General features: G+C 54.4%; 16 protein-coding genes and 1 riboswitch. Of the genes, 6 read left to right on the top strand and 10 right to left on the bottom strand.

Annotated features, from left to right (window positions below; all coding sequences use genetic code 11):
• The first annotated feature begins 296 nt into the window (after positions 1-296).
• Complete coding sequence (locus Q3F21_RS03195; RefSeq protein ID WP_340250022.1) at positions 297-743, top strand: DUF3298 and DUF4163 domain-containing protein; 447 nt, start codon at positions 297-299, stop codon at positions 741-743.
• Between the two features lie 108 nt (positions 744-851).
• Here Q3F21_RS03195 and Q3F21_RS03200 read toward each other — a convergent pair whose 3' ends face one another.
• Positions 852-2,291, bottom strand: coding sequence for an NAD(P)/FAD-dependent oxidoreductase (locus Q3F21_RS03200; protein ID WP_340250090.1), 1,440 nt, complete (start codon positions 2,289-2,291; stop codon positions 852-854).
• A gap of 53 nt (positions 2,292-2,344) precedes the next feature.
• Positions 2,345-2,444, bottom strand: a riboswitch (purine riboswitch).
• A gap of 200 nt (positions 2,445-2,644) precedes the next feature.
• Between Q3F21_RS03200 and Q3F21_RS03205 the strand changes: the two genes are divergently transcribed.
• Positions 2,645-2,776 carry a hypothetical protein gene (locus Q3F21_RS03205; protein ID WP_340250023.1) on the top strand — a complete coding sequence of 44 codons (132 nt, stop codon included), beginning with the start codon at positions 2,645-2,647 and terminating at the stop codon, positions 2,774-2,776.
• 205 nt (positions 2,777-2,981) lie between these two features.
• On the opposite strand, the gene Q3F21_RS03210 is transcribed toward Q3F21_RS03205, so the two are convergent.
• Positions 2,982-4,409, bottom strand: a complete 1,428-nt coding sequence (locus Q3F21_RS03210; RefSeq protein ID WP_340250024.1) for an amino acid carrier protein — start codon at positions 4,407-4,409, stop codon at positions 2,982-2,984.
• 195 nt (positions 4,410-4,604) lie between these two features.
• Here Q3F21_RS03210 and Q3F21_RS03215 point away from each other — a divergent pair, with 195 nt between their 5' ends.
• From Q3F21_RS03215 to Q3F21_RS03225, 3 genes are all read left to right on the top strand, one after another.
• Positions 4,605-5,783 (top strand): amino acid deaminase/aldolase, encoded by a 1,179-nt coding sequence (locus tag Q3F21_RS03215; protein ID WP_340250025.1) that lies wholly within the window; start codon positions 4,605-4,607, stop codon positions 5,781-5,783.
• Positions 5,780-7,114 (top strand): D-arabinono-1,4-lactone oxidase, encoded by a 1,335-nt coding sequence (locus Q3F21_RS03220; protein ID WP_340250026.1) that lies wholly within the window; start codon positions 5,780-5,782, stop codon positions 7,112-7,114. Before Q3F21_RS03215 ends, Q3F21_RS03220 begins: the two co-directional genes overlap by 4 nt.
• Positions 7,115-7,215: 101 nt before the next feature.
• Complete coding sequence (locus Q3F21_RS03225; protein WP_340250027.1) at positions 7,216-7,602, top strand: OsmC family protein; 387 nt, start codon at positions 7,216-7,218, stop codon at positions 7,600-7,602.
• A 119-nt stretch (positions 7,603-7,721) separates the two neighbouring features.
• On the opposite strand, the gene Q3F21_RS03230 is transcribed toward Q3F21_RS03225, so the two are convergent.
• Positions 7,722-9,065: a nucleobase:cation symporter-2 family protein gene (locus tag Q3F21_RS03230; RefSeq protein WP_340250028.1), complete on the bottom strand. Its 1,344-nt coding sequence runs from the start codon at positions 9,063-9,065 to the stop codon at positions 7,722-7,724.
• A 225-nt stretch (positions 9,066-9,290) separates the two neighbouring features.
• On the opposite strand from Q3F21_RS03230, the gene Q3F21_RS03235 reads away from it, so the two are divergent.
• On the top strand, positions 9,291-10,265 hold the full coding sequence (locus Q3F21_RS03235; protein ID WP_340250029.1) for a Rieske 2Fe-2S domain-containing protein: 975 nt from the start codon (positions 9,291-9,293) through the stop codon (positions 10,263-10,265).
• Between the two features lie 593 nt (positions 10,266-10,858).
• On the opposite strand, the gene Q3F21_RS03240 is transcribed toward Q3F21_RS03235, so the two are convergent.
• From Q3F21_RS03240 to Q3F21_RS03270, 7 genes are all read right to left on the bottom strand, one after another.
• Positions 10,859-11,800 carry an aminopeptidase gene (locus Q3F21_RS03240; protein ID WP_340250030.1) on the bottom strand — a complete coding sequence of 314 codons (942 nt, stop codon included), beginning with the start codon at positions 11,798-11,800 and terminating at the stop codon, positions 10,859-10,861.
• Positions 11,801-11,817: 17 nt separating this feature from the next.
• Positions 11,818-12,495 (bottom strand): AroM family protein, encoded by a 678-nt coding sequence (locus tag Q3F21_RS03245; protein WP_340250031.1) that lies wholly within the window; start codon positions 12,493-12,495, stop codon positions 11,818-11,820.
• A 55-nt stretch (positions 12,496-12,550) separates the two neighbouring features.
• Positions 12,551-13,483 carry a DUF1177 domain-containing protein gene (locus Q3F21_RS03250; RefSeq protein ID WP_340250032.1) on the bottom strand — a complete coding sequence of 311 codons (933 nt, stop codon included), beginning with the start codon at positions 13,481-13,483 and terminating at the stop codon, positions 12,551-12,553.
• 39 nt (positions 13,484-13,522) lie between these two features.
• Positions 13,523-14,578: a DUF917 domain-containing protein gene (locus Q3F21_RS03255; protein ID WP_340250033.1), complete on the bottom strand. Its 1,056-nt coding sequence runs from the start codon at positions 14,576-14,578 to the stop codon at positions 13,523-13,525.
• A gap of 11 nt (positions 14,579-14,589) precedes the next feature.
• A complete protein-coding gene (locus Q3F21_RS03260; protein WP_340250034.1) occupies positions 14,590-16,203 on the bottom strand; it encodes an OPT/YSL family transporter in 1,614 nt (537 codons plus the stop codon).
• Positions 16,204-16,222: 19 nt separating this feature from the next.
• Complete coding sequence (locus Q3F21_RS03265; protein ID WP_340250035.1) at positions 16,223-16,972, bottom strand: IclR family transcriptional regulator; 750 nt, start codon at positions 16,970-16,972, stop codon at positions 16,223-16,225.
• A gap of 298 nt (positions 16,973-17,270) precedes the next feature.
• Positions 17,271-18,824: a PucR family transcriptional regulator gene (locus tag Q3F21_RS03270; protein WP_340250036.1), complete on the bottom strand. Its 1,554-nt coding sequence runs from the start codon at positions 18,822-18,824 to the stop codon at positions 17,271-17,273.
• Positions 18,825-18,868 lie beyond the last annotated feature (44 nt).

Below are 18,868 nucleotides of genomic sequence, written 5' to 3' on the forward strand. Positions count from 1 at the left end.
GTACCCCCTCGTGCCTGTCGTACTTGCATAATACTCTTGATGCCATTATAGACTGAGAAAAGACCCAGCGACTACGAATAATGTTAAAAAGTGTGAAAAAAGTTCCATCATTCGTCTGGTACCAAAGATGCATCCCTCGTCTTTTTCGATTCACTGCGCTGACCAATAGAGCGGCTCCCGAATAGGCTGATGACTGGAACTGGCCGGCCTCGCCAATCGCAAAGCCGAACAGCAGATCAAACGCTGCCTTGTTCCACATCGTTCAGGACCTGATACGCGAGCAAAAGAAGGTGCAAGTGGCAGGGCAAACAGAGATGCTAGGGAACTACGAGATCAAGAGCAATGAGCGCGGCATTTTCAGCGTGACGCTGAGCAACTACGCCTACACGGCCCCGATGGCTCATGGCATGACCTTTGTAAAATCCCTTACGGCAGATGTCCAGACAGGGAAGATATACCCGCTTCGCGATTTGTTTAAACCTGGCAGCGCCTACGTTCGCGTTCTCTCGGAAAACATCAGGCAGCAGATCAGGCGGCGGCAAATCCCGACCTTGGGCCCATTCGGCTCGATCAAGCCGGATCAGGACTACTACCTTGCCGACAAAGCGCTGGTTGTCTATTTTCAGCTGTATGAAATTGTCCCGTACTACGTTGGATTTCCGATGTTCCCGATCCCCGTCTCCGATCTGGAGTCGGTTGCAAGCGAGCAAGGGCCGCTTGCCATCATGGCCACCAATTCCTGACCGCCTGCTCTGCATGCCCCCGCCGTCTCCGCGATTTGCAAAAAAGCAGGTGCCCCGCTGTCTGCCTGAGACTTTGGAGCACCTGCTGTTTCATTTTATATGACCGCATTACTGCAACGTCTTTTTGATGATATTGCGCGCGATCCATACACCCGCTGCCCCGGCCTGTGCCAGTCCGCGGGTAATGCCCGCACCGTCGCCGCCGCAGTACAGTCCTTTGATTTCCGTCTCGAACTCCTCGTTCAGCTTGGGACGGGCCGAGTAGAATTTCGCCTCCACGCCGTAGAACAGCGTGTGCTCGGAAGCGATTCCCGGCGTTACCTTGTCCAGCGCCTCCACCATTTCGATCAGGCTTTTCATCGTATTGTACGGCAGAACCAGGCCCAAATCTCCGGGAACGGCTTCCTTGAGCGTCGGCTCCAGAAAACCTTCGCGGATGCGGGACTCGGTGGAACGGCGCCCGCGCAAAATGTCTCCGTACTTCTGGACGATGACGCCGCCATTGGAGAGATCGTTGGCCCGTTTGCAAATTTCGCGCGCGTATTCATTCGGCTTGTCAAACGGCTCGGTAAATTTGTGCGAGACGAGCAGGGCAAAGTTGGTATTCTGCGAGCCCAGCGCAGGGTCCTTGTAAGAGTGGCCGTTTGCCGCCATGACGCCGCTGTGGTTTTCCACGACCACGTGGCCGGACGGATTGCTGCAGAAAGTGCGGACTCTTGTGCCGACCGAGGTGTTGAAGATGAACTTCCCTTCATACAGATGCTCATTGATCTCCCGCATCACGACGTCGGAGGTCTCGACGCGCACCCCGACATCTACCTGGTTGTTGTACATCTTCAGACGGCGCTTTTTCAAAATCCCTGTGAGCCAGGCGGAACCGTCGCGGCCCGGTCCGATCATCACGTTGTCGCTGAAGTATTCCTCGCCGTTTTTCAGCACCACGCCTTGCATGCGGTGACCGTCGGCTTCCTTCACCGTCAGGATGTCTTCTACCTCGGTCTTGAACATCATGTCGATGCGCTCTTTCAAGTATTCAAAGATGGACTTGAGAATCTCCAGGTTTTGCTCCGTGCCCAGGTGGCGCACCTCGGCCCGCAGCAGCTTCAGTCCTGCCGCGTATCCGCGCTGCTCGATGCTTTTGATCGTTTCGGTCGTCGGGTCGGTAATCGTCGTCGTCGCTCCGTGCTTCAGGTTGATGGCATCCACGTATTTGATCAAATCCAGCACCTGGGATGGAGCCAAGTAGTCGGTCATCCAGCCGCCGAATTCGGTGGTGATGTTAAATTTGCCGTCGCTGTACGCACCGGCTCCGCCAAACCCGGCAGTGATCGAACAGGCCGGCAGACAGCCCGCGAAATCCTTCTTCCCTGCCGGCGGTGGGCAAAGCTTGATTTTCTCCTCCAGAATCGGACAGCGGCGCGAGTAAATATCATGGCCTTTATCGATCAACAGGACTTTTGCTTTTGGCGCTTTCAGCGTCAGCTCATAAGCGGCGAAGATTCCCGCTGGTCCGGCGCCTACTACAATGACATCGTATTTGTTGTTCATATTATTCATGTTCATATCCTCCTCGCAATAAAAAAACCCAACACGCGAACGGGTATAGCGATACACCCATTCGTAGTTAGGAATTTACGGTTCCTTGTAGAGACCCTCAAACCTTATTTCTGAGGATATACGAATCTGTCGGATTTTCATTTTTCAACATTTGTATTCGCAACAATTTGCATGATATCGCAGATGATGAATCATGTCAATCAGTTGGATGATTTTTATTCGTCTTTTTTTGATTTTGGGCGGAAATACAGTAAGAGATCAGTCGTCTGACAACGTAAACACGAACATTAAATCCGAATATTCGTGGTTTGAAAAAAACTGTCGTTCCGGCTTTGGTGGAGGAGATGAAACAGGAGAAAAACGCTCCAGGTTCGGTGGGACACCTGCTGGGGGTTAGACTGGCCGACTTCATTCCAAAAGTGGAACCGCGTCCAAAAGCAGCTTATTCAGGGGGGCATCTCAGAGTTGGACGCTAAAGGCATGTTCCACTTTTGGAATGAAGTCTGGGTTGGCGTCCCAAAGACCTTTCGCGTTTTTCTCCTGTTTCATCTCTACAGCTGTTGGTTTTTTACTGGCCGTTTTTAGCTAATCCAGGAAGATTGCCAATACCCACATTCATATATGAAAAAAGAGTGGTCCCCTGTTTAAAGGACCACTCCTGCCCATCGCTTTCAACCAATGTTATGACACTGCTTTTTTCTCGCGCGCTTCCTCTGGCCAGCACTCGACCTTCGCGAGGCCTGGGATGGCGCTTGCGTGGAATACCGGGTTCTTGCCTGCTTTCTTTTGTTTCGCATAATCCTTCAGGGCGGCAAATGCGACTTTTCCCAGCACGGCGACGGCAAACAGGTTGAGGAGTGCCATCAAGGCCATGAAGAGGTCGGCGAGATCCCAGACAATGCTGATTTTGGCTACCGATCCGAACATTACCATGCCCACTACCAGCAGGCGGTAAATCGTCAGCCACTTCTTGTCCGACTTGATAAATTCGATGTTGGTTTCGCCGTAGTAGTAGTTGCCCACCACCGAGCTGAATGCAAACAGGAAGACGATCAGGGCGACAAACGAGCTTGCCCAGCCGCCTACGTGCGAGCTGAGCGCGGCCTGGGTGAGGGCGATTCCGTCCAGCCCTTCTGTCGTATACATGCCGGAGAGCAGAACGATAAACGCGGTAGCGCTGCAAACGAGCAAGGTGTCGACAAAAACGCCCAGGGCCTGAATGAGCCCTTGCTTGACCGGGTGGGTTACATCTGCTGTAGCCGCGGCATTGGCTGCACTCCCCATCCCCGCTTCGTTGGAAAACAGTCCGCGCTTGATTCCCTGCATGATCGCGGCCCCGAGACCGCCTCCCACCACCTGCTCCATGCCAAATGCCGACTTGACGATCAGCGCCAGCACGCCAGGCAGCTGTCCGATGTTGGTCACAACGACGAAGAGCGCAACCAGCACATAGGCCCCAGCCATGAAGGGAACGAGGAATTCGGCTACCTTCGCAACCCGCTTGACACCGCCGAAAATGATAATGCCAGTTACTACAGAAAGGATGACTCCCATCAGCGTGCGGTTAACGCCATAGGCTGTCTGAAACGCCTGCGTGATCGTATTGGCCTGCACGGCGTTAAACACAAAACCGAAACAGAGCGTGATCAGGATGGCGAACAGCACGCCCATCCAGCGCTTTTTCAACCCTTGCTCCATGTAGTAGGCCGGGCCGCCGCGAAAGCCGCTCGCGTCCTTCACCTTGTAGATTTGAGCCAATGTGCTTTCCACGAACGCGGAAGCAGAACCGATCAGGGCGATCAGCCACATCCAGAAAACAGCCCCAGGCCCCCCGACAGAGATCGCCATGGCTACACCGGCCAGGTTTCCGGTCCCGACCCGCGACGCGGTACTGATGCAAAAAGCCTGGAAGGAGGAAATGCTGCCTTTTTTCTTTCCTGTCCCCTTCGCTCCTTCGCCCAGAAGCCGGAACATTTCTCCTGCCATTCGAAATTGTACGAATTTTGATTGAAAAGTAAAATAAATACCTAAGATGATAAGCACAGCGATGAGAATTTTCGACCACAGGAAATCATTGAAAACTGCTACGAGATTCTCCAAAAAAGCCATAAATGCACGAGCACCCCCAGTTGTCTATATATCGATAAATTATACGTCAGTTAGTTTATCACAAAATGTTCAAAAAGAAGTGTGCCAAATTTTCTATTTTGTGCTTATCGAGTAAAATACAAATAATTCAGGAATAAACGGAATATTTGTACTATGATGAGTGAAAGCAGCGTATTGCGGGAGGGTGGCTGTTCCATGCGCGATTACCGCTACTATCAATCCATATTTACAGGAATCCCCAAGCCTTTGGCCTTTGTCGACCTGGATCTCCTTGGGATCAATGCCCAGCAGATTCGCTTGCGAAGTCAGGGAAAATCGATTCGCATTGCCAGCAAATCGATTCGCAGCGTCGCGCTTCTGAAGCATTTGCTGGAGCTTGACGACTGCTTTCAGGGGATCATGTGCTATTCGGCGCCGGAGGCCCTCCATTTGACCAACCACGGTCTGGATGACCTGCTGCTCGGATACCCGGTATGGGAGCCGGTCTGGCTGGAGAAGCTGGCTGGCGCCGTCCGGGACGGACATACGATTACATTCATGGTGGATGCGGTCGAGCATGTCGACCACCTGGAAAAGTTCGCTCGTCAAATGAGGGTACGGCTGCCTGTATGTCTCGACGCCGACATGTCCACCGACATCCTCGGACTCCACTTCGGCGTCTGGCGTTCATCTGTGCGGTCAATCGAACAGGCTCTCTACGTCCTGCGCCGCATCGCCGCCTCCGATCACCTGCACGTAGCGGGCTTGATGGGCTACGAAGCCCAGATTGCCGGCGTGGGCGACCGCGTCCCGAAAAGCCTTTTCAAAAACATCCTGGTGCGGATGCTCAAGCATGTATCCAGACGCGAGATTCGCGACCGACGCGCCTTGCTCCTGGAAATCGTCCGGCAGATGGGGATATCCCTCCGCTTTTTTAACGGCGGCGGAACCGGAAGCCTGCATTGGACAGGAAAAGAGGCCGCGATTACCGAGGTAACGGCTGGTTCCGGCTTCTTTGCTCCCGCCCTTTTCGACAACTACATCGATTTTCGCTCCCAGCCGGCGGTCGGCTACGCTGTCGAGATCGTTCGCAAGCCTGTACCCGGTGTTTTCACCTGCGCCGGAGGCGGTTTCGTCGCCTCGGGTGCAGCCGGGAGGGACAAACTGCCCAAGCCTTACTTGCCGAAAGGTGCTTCTCTTTTGCCAAACGAAGGGGCTGGCGAGGTGCAGACACCGGTTCGCTACCGGGGAAATGAGACTTTGAAGCTGGGCGATCCGATCTTCTTCCGCCATGCCAAGGCCGGCGAGCTTTGCGAGCACTTTTCCCGGCTCTACTGCGTGTCGGATGGGCGTATCCTGAAAGAAGTGACGACCTACAGGGGGGATGGCTTATGACAGTCGTGAGCAAAGCGGGAATGCAGTGGAAAAACTGGGCGGGCACCGTGAAGAGCCGACCAAGCCGGATCGTTTTCCCGGAAAGCGTGGATGATGTGGTCGGCATTGTAAAGCAATGCGTCGAGCAAGGGCTGCGAATCCGCGCAGTCGGTTCCGGCCACTCTTTTACCCGTCTGGTCCAGACTGACGAATGCCTGATATCGCTTGACCGGCTGCAAGGGCTGGCCAGCGTAGATCCAGAGAAAGGAATCGTCGAGGTTTGGGCGGGCACCAAGCTCAAAGCGCTTGGCGACCAGCTTTGCAGCCACGGGCTTTCCCAAGAAAACCTGGGCGACATCAATGCCCAATCCATCGCCGGAGCGGTCAGCACAGGCACCCATGGCACCGGCATCCGCTTTGGCAGTCTGTCCACGCAGGTCGTCGGCCTTACGATCGTGACCGCTGCGGGCGAGGTGCTGAATTGCTCGACAGAAAGCCACCCCTCCCTGTTTCCGGCCTTGCAGGTGTCCCTCGGTCTGCTCGGGGTGATCGTCAAGGTACGCCTTCGCGTCATCCCGCTGCTGAAGCTTCGATACGAAAGCATGCGCCTTTCCGTCGAAACCTGTCTGGACCAACTGGACACTTGGCGGACGGAAAACCGCCATTTTGAGTTTTTTCTGTTCCCCTACTCCCGGCTCGTCCAGGCCAAACGCATGAATGAAACCGCTGAGCCCCCCAGTCCTCATCTTCGCTGGAATCATTTCAAGCAGCTCGTATTGGAAAACGGCTTTTTCTGGCTCCTCTCCGAAAGCTGCCGCCTGTTCCCTTCCCTGTGCCCATCCGTCAGTCGGCTTTCCGCCAAAGCGGTTCCTTCCGTCTCGGGAGCCGGTCTCAGTCACCGCCTTTTTGCCACCCCTCGCCTCGTGCGTTTTCACGAGATGGAGTACAGCGTTCCCGCCGATCGGATGAAAGAAGTCGTCGAAGAGATTCAGGAAGCGATCGAGCGGCACCGCTTTGCCGTCCATTTCCCCATCGAGTGCCGCTACGTAAAAAAGGACGATATCTGGCTCAGTCCTGCCTATGAGCGAGACTCCGCCTACATCGCCGTCCACATGTACAAAGGCATGCCTTATCAAGCCTACTTTTCCTGCATCGAAGAAATCTTTTGGAAACACGAAGGCCGCCCTCACTGGGGAAAAATGCACGGGATGGACATTGCCGGGTTGCACAAGGCCTACCCGCGCTTGGGCGACTTTTTGGCAGTCAGAGAAAAATGGGACCCGCATAACCTGTTTGCCAATGACTATCTGGCACAACTTTTCGGAATCGCGCCGGACTCTCCTCAGAGGTAGTCCGTCTATTGCTGCCATTTGCGCTTTTTTTGTTCAGGCGAGGCTGCTGTTTCTTTATAATGGGGGGGCAAGACAGATTATGCGAGGAGGTTTGCCGCTTTATGGAATTCACAGCGAAGGAAAATGGCTTTGTCGCCAAGCTCTCTTATGGAGATCTTCACGTATCCGGTGACGAGCAGTACGGGTTTCGCCCGTTTCAACTGCTTGTTTCCTCCATTGCCGTCTGCAGCGGGGGCGTGTTGCGCAAGGTGTTGGAAAAGATGAGGATGCCCTGCAGCGACATGAAGGTGACAGCAGACGTGGTGCGAAACGAGGAGCAGGCAAACCGGGTGGAGAAAATCCATCTGCACTTTGTCATCTCGGGCGGACAGCTGCAGGCGGACAAGGTTAAGAAAGCGGTTGAGCTTGCCAGGAAAAATTGTCCGATGGTGCAATCGGTTGAAGGGAGCATTGTGGTTACCGAGTCGTTTGAAATTGTATCTTCTTAAAGATAAAGAGCTTGGGGCGGGCTTTGGGGGAGGAGATGAAACAGACGAAAAAATCAGGGTGCCCGCTTTCTGGGGCACCCTTCTCGTGTTCGTCTTTCTTTGTCTTTGCAAAGATTTTTTTATGATCGGCTCTCAGCCGGTACTCCTTTTTTTGCCCAGCCCTTTTCCGGGATGAGCTGGTTCAGGATTAAGGTCGCAAGCGCACCTACCGTAATGTTGGAGGAGAGGATGTAGTTGACGAAGTCAGGGGCGCCCTGGAGGGCATCCTTGGGCAGGACTGTGACAGCGATGGTCAGCAGAATCGGCAGACCGATGACCATCATGTTGCGCTCGTCGATGGTGATATGCTGGATGACCTTTAAACCGTTGGTCACAATCGCTACGCAGACGATGCCGAAGATGCCGTTGATGACTGGCTCGGGGATGCAGGTAATAGCCGCGGACAGCTTCGGCACCAATCCGAGCGCGATAAGGATGAGGCCTCCCGCCATGATTGCCATGCGGCTCGCCACTCCCGTTACGGCGAGCAGTCCGGCATTGGAGGAATACCCGGTCATCGGCGTTCCGCCAAACAACGCGCCTACAAAGCAGCCCAGGCCCTCGCCGAGAGAAGCGCGGTTTAGCCGCTCTTCCGTCAGCTCCTTGCCCGTGACAGAAGAAACGACAAACCAGGTTCCCGTCGTTTCGATCATGATGATCAGATAAACGAACACCATGGTAAGGATCGCACTGATGTCAAACACAGGGGCTCCGTACGGGAAAAACTTCGGCAAAGAAAGCCACGCGGCGCTTTTGACCGGACTGAAGTCAACGCCTCCGAAGAACGCTGCCGTTACCGTCCCGACAAAGATCGCGATCAATACGGATACGAGGCGGAAAAACGTGCCTGCCTTCCCTGCCTTCTGTCCCAGCAGCATACAGGCGACCAATACCGCCGCCGATACAGCAGCGATCAGGCTGTTTATGCCGATGCTTCCGGGCGCATGGTAAATATTCCCCATGGCGGTGGGCATCAGCGCGATTCCGACGATGACTATCACTGTCCCGCCTACCAACGGGGGAATGAACCGGCGAACGGCTTTTGCAAACCACTTCAGCGGATAGCCGACAAACGCCATGAGCAGCGCTCCCGGGATGATGCTTCCGATCATCGCTCCCATGCCCAATTTGCTGCCGATCGCCGCCAAAGCGCCAATCGGCACGTAAGAAGGGCCCTGGACAACCGGCAGTCGAATTCCGAATCCGGTCTGGATCAGCGTGCCGATACCGGTAGCCAAAAAGCACATTTGGATAAAAAAGGACGTGCTGGAAGTATCCAATGTTAAAAGTCCTGCAATGATAATCGGGGCAATGTACAGGTCCATGGCCAATACATGCTGCAAGCCGAGCAAAAAAGCTTTTCCCACACTAATCTTGTCATCGACGCCCACGACAAGGCGAACGTCTTCGCGCTGCTGCTCCACCTTTATGCCTCCCTATGTCCTTCAGCTATAAACGAATGTTATACGCCAGATTATAGGGCAATCGATTTATTTTGTACATAAAAATCGAATGACTTCTCTATATAAAAAAATATTGTTCGTGTTTTTGTTGACTCCCTTTGTCTGCAACGGCTAAAATGATGAAGAAAATGTCCGCAAAATAAATGAATGCTGCACGGAAGTTGAGAAGGAAGGGTGTCCATTACAATGGTTCAAGATACTGTACTGAGAAACGACTGGATCGTCGCTTGCCGTTCCACGGATTTGCAGGATCAGCCGATGCAGGTCGTGATCATGGGCGAGCGAATTGTCCTGTTTCGCAATGACGAAGGTGTACATGCATTCAAGGATTTATGCATCCACCGCGGCGCGGCCCTTTCCTTGGGCTGTGTCCGCGACGGCAAGCTCGTCTGTCCTTATCACGGCTGGGAATATACAGCCACGGGGGCCTGTGTCAAGATTCCCCAGCTTCCCGAGGATCAAGCCATCCCCGTAAAGGCCCGTGCACTGTCCTACGGATGTACGGAGCGGTACGGCTTTATCTGGGTCAACCTGGGGAACCATCAGCCTGAGATGTTCCCGCTGCCGGAGTTTGGCGAGCCCGGTTTTCGCAATGTCGTCTGGGGGCCCCAGAGCGTCAACGCGAAACCGCCGCGCGTCGTGGAAAACTTCCTCGATGTGGGACATCTGGCTGTCGTTCACGAAGGGTATTTGGGGGTGGCTGAACGCAGGGAGATCGGCGATTACCGCGTCCACCGGAATGAAACATCCATCTACTCCGATGAAATCGCCGTCTTTCAGCCTGACCCGGATGGGAGCGGGCAGGCCAAGCACGTGTACTACACGTATGAAATCCTTCGTCCGCTATCCGTGAAATTTACCAAACGCGACCGGGAAACGGGGCATCTGATGTCGATTCTTCTGACTGTCGCACCGACGGATGAAGGGAAGACGGTTGCTTACGGCGTCCTTTCCTTTAACTACGAAACGGGTACTGCCGACGAGGAAATCGTTGAGTTTCAAAACATGATTTTTGCCCAGGACAAGCCGATTGTGGAAAATCAAAAGCCGGAGGATTTGCCGCTTGATTTGCAGATGGAGTTGTCCCTCAAGTGCGACCGGGTGAGTATCGCGTATCGGCAGTATTTGCAGGAGTTGGGCGTGACATTGGGGACTGCGTAAGAAGTCATACGCTCGGGATAGGCTGTGATTTCAGACGACTGGTTGCGATTTTCTGTCGAATTTCGATTGCTATGATCAGGGGTGGAATATTTCTTCTGTCCTCTTTTTTAGCTATAAGGGTTAGTCGATTAGATGAGGATCTGGCCGATCTTTTTTGATTACTAGAGTTCGGGCTTTGGTGGAGGAGATGAAACAGAAGAAAAACGCTCCAGGCTCGGTGGGACACTGCGTGGGGGATTCACTGTCCGGCTCCCTTCCAAAAGCGGGACCGCGTCCAAAAGCAGATGGTTCGAGGATGCATCTTCGAGGTTGGACGCGAAGAGCGTGTCCCGCTTTTGGAAGGGAGCCTGGGATGTGTCCCAAAGGCCTTCGCTTTTTTTCTTCTGTTTCATCTCTACAGCTTTTGTTTTTACCGATCGTTCTGTAAGTATTTTAAAGAAGAAAGACTGTGGCTTCCGGCAAACTTTCGCTCGTAAAGCCAATTCGCAAAAAAGGATCGAACCGCTTCGCAAGCGCTGTTCGATCCTTTTTTCTCTCTACTGCTGCTATCGCTATTTTTGTAGTGAAATTCGCTTCAATAGACGCTTATACGCTTATACCAGCAGCTTGCCGTCCTTCATGATCAACTCATCATCGGCGTATACATCCGGCGATTTTACGACCAGGTCGATGTGGACACCGGCGGCGATTGTTCCGCCGAAGGTGTTGTTGCTGCCGAAGGCGACGTGGATGGTGCCGTACACTTTTTCGTCTTCCAGCACGACGCCGGTGATCCGGGCTTTGTCGTTGGTGCCGATGCCGAATTCGCCCAGCAGGCGGCCGTCACCGTCGCCGAGGATTTGCAGCAGGCGGTCAGCCGCGGCTCCCTCGGCCTGGACGATGCGGCCTTCTTTAACGGTCAGGTGGAGCGGGCTGTCGATTTTGCCGATTCCGGCGATGGAGCCGTCCACGACGATCTGGCCATCGGCAGTTCCTTCCACCGGGGCGATGTAGGCTTCGCCGGACGGGAGGTTGCCCGACTCACCCGGATTGACGTAGACGCCTGTGCTCGGAACGCCGTTTCGGCCGTTGATCGAGAAAGTCAACGCTTTGCCTTCCTTTTCGATGCGGATCGTGTTTGCCTTGGTCAACAGGTCGGTCACCTTTTCGGTCAATGCTTTTACCTGGGAGTAGTCGGCAGTGATCGCTCCCTCCAGGAACATGTCCTCGGTGATGGCAGGCATGGTGGCCAGTCGCGTGCCGTTTGCGGCCGCTTCCTTCCGGGCCTTGGTATGTGTGAGCGAATGCCGGGTTACGCAGACGACCACATCGGAGCGTTTCATCGCTTCGCTGATGGCTGCCGGCGGCTCCTGGCCGGATTTTTCGCGTTGATTCATGACGACGAACATCGCTTCGGCGCCGAGCTGCCGGCCCGCTTCCCACAGCGCTTCGCCCAGCTCCCGCTTGGCGTCGTCGGCTACCACCAAAAAGGATTCTCCGGCCTTGAGCGCCATGCAATTGGTCAAGATTCCCTTACTGATTTCGATCAGCTTCATCTTTCGTTCAACCCTTCCTAGATCATTTCAGACACCAGTTTCGCCATGATCGCATTGGACAAAATGACCGGCAATCCGGTCAGCTCGGAGACCAGCTCGCGGGCTTCCTCTGTGTATCCCATGCAGTCCAGGAGCACGATGTCCGCCTTCTCTTTTAATTCTGCGCAAGCCTCCCGGAAGCTTTTTGCATCATTTTTATACGGCGATGCCGCGGCAAAGACGGGGAACAATCCGTGCGGATGATATTTTTCCTTTAATGCTTCCTTTTGCTCCACGAGCGGTACGAGTACGCCGAGGCGGCTTCTCTTTACCATCGCGGCCACCGTCGGAGGAATGACATGATCCGGTTCGATCAGGAACGCTTTTTTGGCGGACAGGCCCGGGAATACACCTGTACACAGGAGTAACATTGTCTGAATGCCGCTGTTCTCCATCTCCTCGATCTTCCGCTGCAGGATCGGCTGGATTTTTTCGCGCGACATGACCGCCGCATCTCCATTCGCCATCCGGGAAGTCAACACGTATTCGCCCGGTCCGGGAGACAGGCGTTCTTCCACTTCTTGCTTCGTCATCCCGTCCAATACTCCTGCCTGGATCAGTTCGGCTCTTCCTGCGAGATACTTCTCTACGATTGGGGCAACATCCGGGCGCGGCGCTTGCCCGATCGTAATCATGCCAATGCGTTTCACGGTCATCCTCTCCTTTTTCCGGCTGTGAAAAAAAGCAAGGGGAAAGCTCCCCTCGCCTTACTTATTTGCCCAATGTCTGCAGCACTTTCATGGAGCCGTACAGCGATGTGATCCGGGCAAATTCATCGGTGTCGTAAAAACGGCAAGTACCGTTGGTGTATTCTTTTGCCACCTCGACAGCGTATTTCACCGCGAGCGCGATGTCCACCTCGTGGCTGGCCCCGGTTCCGCAGCCTGGGACAGCGGACTGGGCCGTAACGGCCAGCCCGACTACAGGGGCATCGGTCGCTACACATGGCTGCAAAATGCTGTTGATGTGGTAGAGATCGTTTCCATATGGAGTAATATCCTGCATCGTGATCGGGAAGGTAACCGGCAGCTGCCCGGTCGTCATCTCCATAATCCGCAGCAGATCGTCGCTGATGCGCAGGATGTAGCCTTCTTTTACCGTTGCCGAGATCGCGATTCCTTTGTGGTTGATGACTTTGTTTCCTTTGGTTGTATCAATAGAGAGGATCGCTTCCATCTCAGGCGTAACCTCATGCTTGTTCATGGTCAGAATGTCGACGGGCGAATCCATGAAATCGACTGGCTCATGCGGACGGGTAGGCGCGTTTGGGCAAATATGAGTGGTAATGACCACGTCGCCTTTCAGCACATCCCCCTGCTTTTGCATTTCCGCCAGCTTGAGCGCACTCGCTACAGCCGCGACAGCGCCGTCCGCGTCGGATACGAGACCGATACGGCTCGGGCGGGCGCCGATCCCGCCAAGACGTCCGATGATTCCGAAGGTTGGAGCCGTCCCGCCCCTGGATTTCCCTTCCTTGCCGGGAATGACGATCTTCACGAAGTCTGTGCTGCCTTTTTGCCCGGAAACGGTCTCAACGGTTACGTGCACATCGGCATAATCGGCAAACAGGCCTTTGATTGTTTCTCCACTTACATAGGCACTGTCCATTGTTTCAAATACGGTAATGGTTTGTTTCAACGACATGAAAGATCCCTCCGTCTTGGTTGTGATGAAGCGTTTCGCTTACAGATAGGAGACTATTTCTTTGCCGATCACATTTTCAATCGGCTTGAGCAGACCCTCATTGCGCATCGTGGAGCTGAGGATCAGCTTTTCGGCAGGCACGTGAATCACCGCTACCTGCTGCCCTTTCTCTATCGCCGCCGTAACGATCGGGCGCGCTGTCCGGGCATCCAGCGTCATGATCAGGTCGGGGAATGTCCCCAGCCGCTTGCCGTCTTGCTCCAGCGTCATATACTCGTTCCAGAACGTCATCTCCGTGCTGCCGACCGTGACCCGGCCAACGTCAAAGCCGCCTGTCGTCTCCAGCGAGAACTCGCGCACTTCCCCTTCGATGACGACACGGCCGCCCAGTGCGGCGCATACCGCTTCAATCGCCGCCTCCCCTTTGCTGCCGAGAAGCGCCTCGCCCACCTTGATCGCCTGGGTGATACCGCCGGGCGCGCCGTTTGCTCTGGCATAAGCGACGGTCACCGGATTCCGGGCAACGGCCACCAGACCGCCCGCCTCCACGGACACCTTCCTGATCATCGAGGCTGCTTTTTCAATGGAAGAAGAAATGCTCATCTCTACGTAGCGCTCGCCCTTTCCGCCGGCAGCGGCCTGATGGGAGACGTAATCCGGCAGCTCATGCAGGTTCAGCGACCCCATCGTTCCCGTCGGATGCGCCCGGCCGTTGCACGGCAAGTCGACGATAGGCAGACCGGTGACTGCCGCCTGGAACCAGCCGTTTACGCTGGTGCCTGCTCCGTTTTCGTTTGTATGAATCCCTTTCAGCGGTGTTTTGACCTTCTCCGACAAAAGCTCCAGTGCCCGAACATAGTGGATCGGCTTGAGGAATTTGTCCTTGGCTGCGGGAGCTCCGACCAGCGAAACGGTGACGAGCAAGTCGTCGTCAGCCATTTCGTCATCGGAAACCAGCACAGGCTGCCCTACTTCCAGAGCAAGCCGCCCGATTTGCAGCCCCTCTTCGATCCAGCCTCCACCACCTCCGCCGAGTACGGCTCCACCATACACGGCAGCTTCCATCATGCGTTCGTCCAACAGGATTTTCGTCATGGCACACCCTCCTATTTTTGACTGAATTTGAACATGGAGCTAAAGAAGCTGTAGATCGCATCGCCGGCGATGAAGCCAGCCGCGAGAATGCTCATCGAGCTTTCCGCTTCCTGGCCTTTCAGCTTCAGCACGATGATCCGGATCAGAATCCCGGCAAGAACCGCCCAACCGGCACCCGGATTCAGGATGAGCAGACCCGTTGCAAACAGGACGCCGAGCTGACGGCTAGGGCCGCCTACAAACTGCATGATCGCGCCCGGAATCGCCCAGAGGAGGAGCTGTTTCGCGACCTCCGCGGACGCCCCCGCTTCGATCGTTTTCACGTAGACGGCATCCACTGGCGGGACAAGCCCACTGGCAAAGAAGCCTTTGTAGGTGAACATGACGGTGATCAAAGCAACGCCAAACGCAATCATGCCCGTGATGTACTGCTGTTTGCGGCCGTGCAATTCGAACTCCTTGTCCTGACCGTTGCCGCGCAAAATATAGCCTGTCTTGAGGTCGTAGCCCATATCGGCAAAGGCGGGACCCGTCGCTGCGCTAAATCCGACCAGCAGGGCAAGCGCTACCGGCGGAAATCCTACCAGAAGCCCGATAATCAAGGTGATCAACGCCACCGCAAACGCAGGGAACCAGCCGGAGTGCATCGCGGCAATCCCAACGATCAGCTCGTGCAAATAAGCGGCAAAAGCGGCGAAGATCAAAAAGCCGATAAACATGCCCGTCGACATTTCTGTCATCAGTCCACCCGTAATCGCGAGCACCAGGGAAATGATCAAATACGCTACAAAACCGGCTCCGAGTACACGGGTCGTCTCCTTGTCGCTGCGCGTATACGTTTCCGCAGCTGCTTCGCCGCCATTGGCACCTTCTGTTTTCTTGCGCTTCAAAATAATCATCGTTACCTGTATCAGTGCGACGACGCCGGCACCGATCATGAAGCCGTGCGGGATAAACATCTGGTTTACATCTGCCCCGAACAGCGGTACCGAGTACTGGCGGAGCAACAGCCCGATCCCGAACATGGAAAGCGCCCAGATGTTTCCGATGAAGGCAACGCCAAACGCCGACATCGAGATACCGAGCCAGGAGCCGAGCAAACCGCCCGCCGCCCCGACACCGAGCAGAGCTGCGCGCTTGCCGCCTTTATCCCCGGCGATGATGGCTTCCGCAGTAGCTACGCCCGCCGGCCATGTACCAGACGCAGGGAAGACGCGAGAGTCAAACAATTTATAGAGAAGAGCAGCATCGACAAACATCGCCAGAGCCGCACCGATGAGCATCGGCATGATCAATTCGGTCTTTCCCATCACAAACGGAATGCCGATAGGAATCAGCAGGCTGTTGGCCGCACCAAATGTCGCGGAAGAAATCGAGGTTTGCACCAGATTTTGGCGATGAATCGACTTGTACTTGGAAAAGATGGTGATCGGCAGACGTGCGATCAGCATGGCGATAAGCGCACCGATAATGGCCGTATTTGGAGTAATTCCGAGCGAGGCCACCAGCTGCATCCCGATGACCGCCCCAATAACAGCAGTAACAATATTCAGAATCAACGCAAAAGGTTCAAAAATGGAAGGGTGTTTTTCCTTTTCACTCTTTCCGTTGTTCATGTTGTTCATGCAAATCCCCTCCTTTGTGCTAGAAAATGCGCTGCAGCATAGCCTGCACCTCTTGTTGCGCAGCTTGCAGCTCCCTCAAGGCTTCCGGCACTTTCTCCGCCGGCATGCGGTAATCCGGCCCCGCAATCGTCAGCGATGCCACAACCTGCCTGTCCCCAGAAAACAGCGGCACCGCGATGCCAAACACCGTATCCGTATACTCGCCTACAGAGTAAGCCCATCCGTCTTCCCTGATCCGTGCCAGGTCCTGCAACAGCGCTTCCTTGTCTTGAATTGTATGGCCTGTCCTCGGCCGCAGTCCCTTTTCGATGATGGCTGATTGGGTGCTTGCCGGCAAGTAAGCCATAATCACTTTGTTGGAGGCGCCGGCGTACAAAAGCGTCCTGCTGCCGATAGACATCGCGTACTTCACCTGCTGCCTGCTTTCCGCGATCTCCAGACAGATGCCCTCCAAGCCGTCCAGCCAGGTCAAGAAAACGGATTCATTCGTTGCTTCGGCAACCCGTTTCATTACCGGGTAAATCAGTTCCGTTATATCCAGATTGTCCCGGAGAGTGGAAGCGTACTCCAAAAAGCTAAACCCCAGTTCGTACTTCTTTGTTTTTGGTTCCTGTTTGACAAAGCCGTATCGTTCAAACGTAGCCAACATCCTGTATACAACGGTATGGCTGATATTCATTTCTTTGGCCAGTTCACGAACTCCCCATTGCGGTTTTTCCCGGGTAAAGTGCTTGAGTAATTCCAGAGCGTTATCCAGTGTTTTTAGCATGCATGCCACCTATCGTCTCAAGGTTTTCATAAAGATAGAATGCGACTGGTTGCGGTCAAATTGCTTACCCTGAAGAAAGCGGTTACGACTTTTTTGTTTCTAATAGCGAACCACCGGTTCTCTCCTAGTCCGAAAAAAAACACAGGGAGCGACATTGCCGACGTTGCGATCACAGAAGAAATTCCACCTCCGTTGTCAAACAATTTTTTATTATTAAGTTAATTGCAACTATAACAAAAATGGGTCTTTTCCCCCTATGGGAGACGACCCAAAAGAAAGCGATTATTTTTTGGCAGCTTCACAAACCCTCAGGATTCGCAGGCAAATCTCTCATTTTCCAAACCCTCATCACCAGATCGAGACGGAACCGGGTTTCCGCATCGTGCAGATCGACTCCGAGGATTTCCTGTATTCTCTCTAATCGATACAAGACGGAATTGCGGTGGATGAACAGCTCTTCTCCCACCTTTTTCGTTTGTCCGCCTGTTCGCAAAAAGGAATCAAGCGTTGTCAGCAGCTCTGTCCCGTATTCGGCGTCGTATGTGGCAAGCGGCTCGATGAACATGCGCGACAGAGTTGCAAGCGATGGGTGGTCGGCCGTATCCTTGAGCAAATCCTCTACCAAAATGTCCTCGAAGTGGACGACCGACTGTCCGAAACGGACGAGGCCGCCTATCCGCATGGCCCGTTTTGCTTCGCGGTAGCTGTAGCGGAGCTCCTTCAAAAGCTCGCGTGAATAGCCGATTCCGCATAGCCAGCCGCCCTTCCCATCTTTCCCGCTCCCCCAGCCGGACAATTCCTGGAGATAGCGCACGGCTTCAGCCCTCTGCTCGGAAACTCCCTGTTTGTCGGTATAGCAGATCACGGCGATCTGGTCATTGATCAGCACGCCCTTTCTGGCGCTTTTGTCCCCCTGATTGATCTCTTCCAGCAGGGCGAGCAAAGCTTCTTCTTTCTGGGGATTCGCTTTTCCTGTTTCGGCTGGCTTGAGAACCATGACGTACAAATAGCCGCCGTGCGGAATTCCCACCTGCTTGGCCCGATGGCGGAGCAGTTCTTCCTCGCCGGCAGTGCCGGACAACAGTTCGACAAGAAACGATTCCTGCTCGCGCTCCCGCTGAATTTGCAGGGATTGCCGGATCGTGAATTCGATCCCCAAAACGGTCACCGCCTGATCGAGACAATGCTGCGCAAATCGGTCTTCCTCTGCTACGTTCCGGGAGATCGCCAGGTAGCCGACCACTCCGTTGTTCACGTGGATGCTCCGCGTTTCCGCGATCTGCTCCTGGATAAAGTGGGCGGTGCTGCTTTCCACTTCTCCCTGCTGATTTAGCACGGCTGCTTCGCAATCGAGCAATTGTCCGATCATCACCACCAGCTCGGAGGTACGCCTATTCAACACCAGCTGAGTAAACTGCTGGCTGACCTCTTGCACATTCCGCATCACAGCGACCTGCCGGTTCAAAATACTTTCCATGACGGAATGGGTCAAATCGATATAAGGAATCTCGGCCGGGATATCGATCAAAGGAATCCGATACAGATCGCTCTTTCGCAATGCCTCCGCGGGAATTTCCTGCAAAAACCGCTTGGTCTTGATGGCGACAGCCGCTCCCCCCACCCGGTGCATCTCCTCCAGCAGACGGCTGAGCTGAAACGGTTCTTCCCGGAGGGCATAGCCGGTTGTAATAATCAGCTCGTGAGGCCGCAGCCAGCCTGTCAGATCGGGAATCTCCATGCTGTCCACGTAATAGATTTCATTTTTCAGGCCCTCGATGCCCGCTATGATTTTGGCCCCTTGAAATGCGGGCAACTGCATCAACTGTTCTACGGTAAACGGATCTTTTGCCACATGCTTCTGCTCCCTTTTTAGGCTCTTGCTACCATGATACCCTT

This window comes from Brevibacillus borstelensis (assembly GCF_037834415.1).
GTDB lineage: Bacteria > Bacillota > Bacilli > Brevibacillales > Brevibacillaceae > Brevibacillus > Brevibacillus borstelensis_A.

Coding starts and splice junctions, on each gene's coding strand:
- Q3F21_RS03205 (WP_340250023.1), top strand. CDS start 2,645: ATGAAACAGGAGAAAAACGCTCCAGGTTCGGTGGGACACCTGCTGGGG.
- Q3F21_RS03250 (WP_340250032.1), bottom strand. CDS start 13,483: ATGTCGTTGAAACAAACCATTACCGTATTTGAAACAATGGACAGTGCC.
- Q3F21_RS03265 (WP_340250035.1), bottom strand. CDS start 16,972: ATGCTAAAAACACTGGATAACGCTCTGGAATTACTCAAGCACTTTACC.
- Q3F21_RS03235 (WP_340250029.1), top strand. CDS start 9,291: ATGGTTCAAGATACTGTACTGAGAAACGACTGGATCGTCGCTTGCCGT.
- Q3F21_RS03260 (WP_340250034.1), bottom strand. CDS start 16,203: ATGAACAACATGAACAACGGAAAGAGTGAAAAGGAAAAACACCCTTCC.
- Q3F21_RS03215 (WP_340250025.1), top strand. CDS start 4,605: ATGCGCGATTACCGCTACTATCAATCCATATTTACAGGAATCCCCAAG.
- Q3F21_RS03240 (WP_340250030.1), bottom strand. CDS start 11,800: ATGAAGCTGATCGAAATCAGTAAGGGAATCTTGACCAATTGCATGGCG.
- Q3F21_RS03225 (WP_340250027.1), top strand. CDS start 7,216: ATGGAATTCACAGCGAAGGAAAATGGCTTTGTCGCCAAGCTCTCTTAT.
- Q3F21_RS03210 (WP_340250024.1), bottom strand. CDS start 4,409: ATGGCTTTTTTGGAGAATCTCGTAGCAGTTTTCAATGATTTCCTGTGG.
- Q3F21_RS03220 (WP_340250026.1), top strand. CDS start 5,780: ATGACAGTCGTGAGCAAAGCGGGAATGCAGTGGAAAAACTGGGCGGGC.
- Q3F21_RS03245 (WP_340250031.1), bottom strand. CDS start 12,495: ATGACCGTGAAACGCATTGGCATGATTACGATCGGGCAAGCGCCGCGC.
- Q3F21_RS03200 (WP_340250090.1), bottom strand. CDS start 2,291: ATGAACAACAAATACGATGTCATTGTAGTAGGCGCCGGACCAGCGGGA.
- Q3F21_RS03255 (WP_340250033.1), bottom strand. CDS start 14,578: ATGACGAAAATCCTGTTGGACGAACGCATGATGGAAGCTGCCGTGTAT.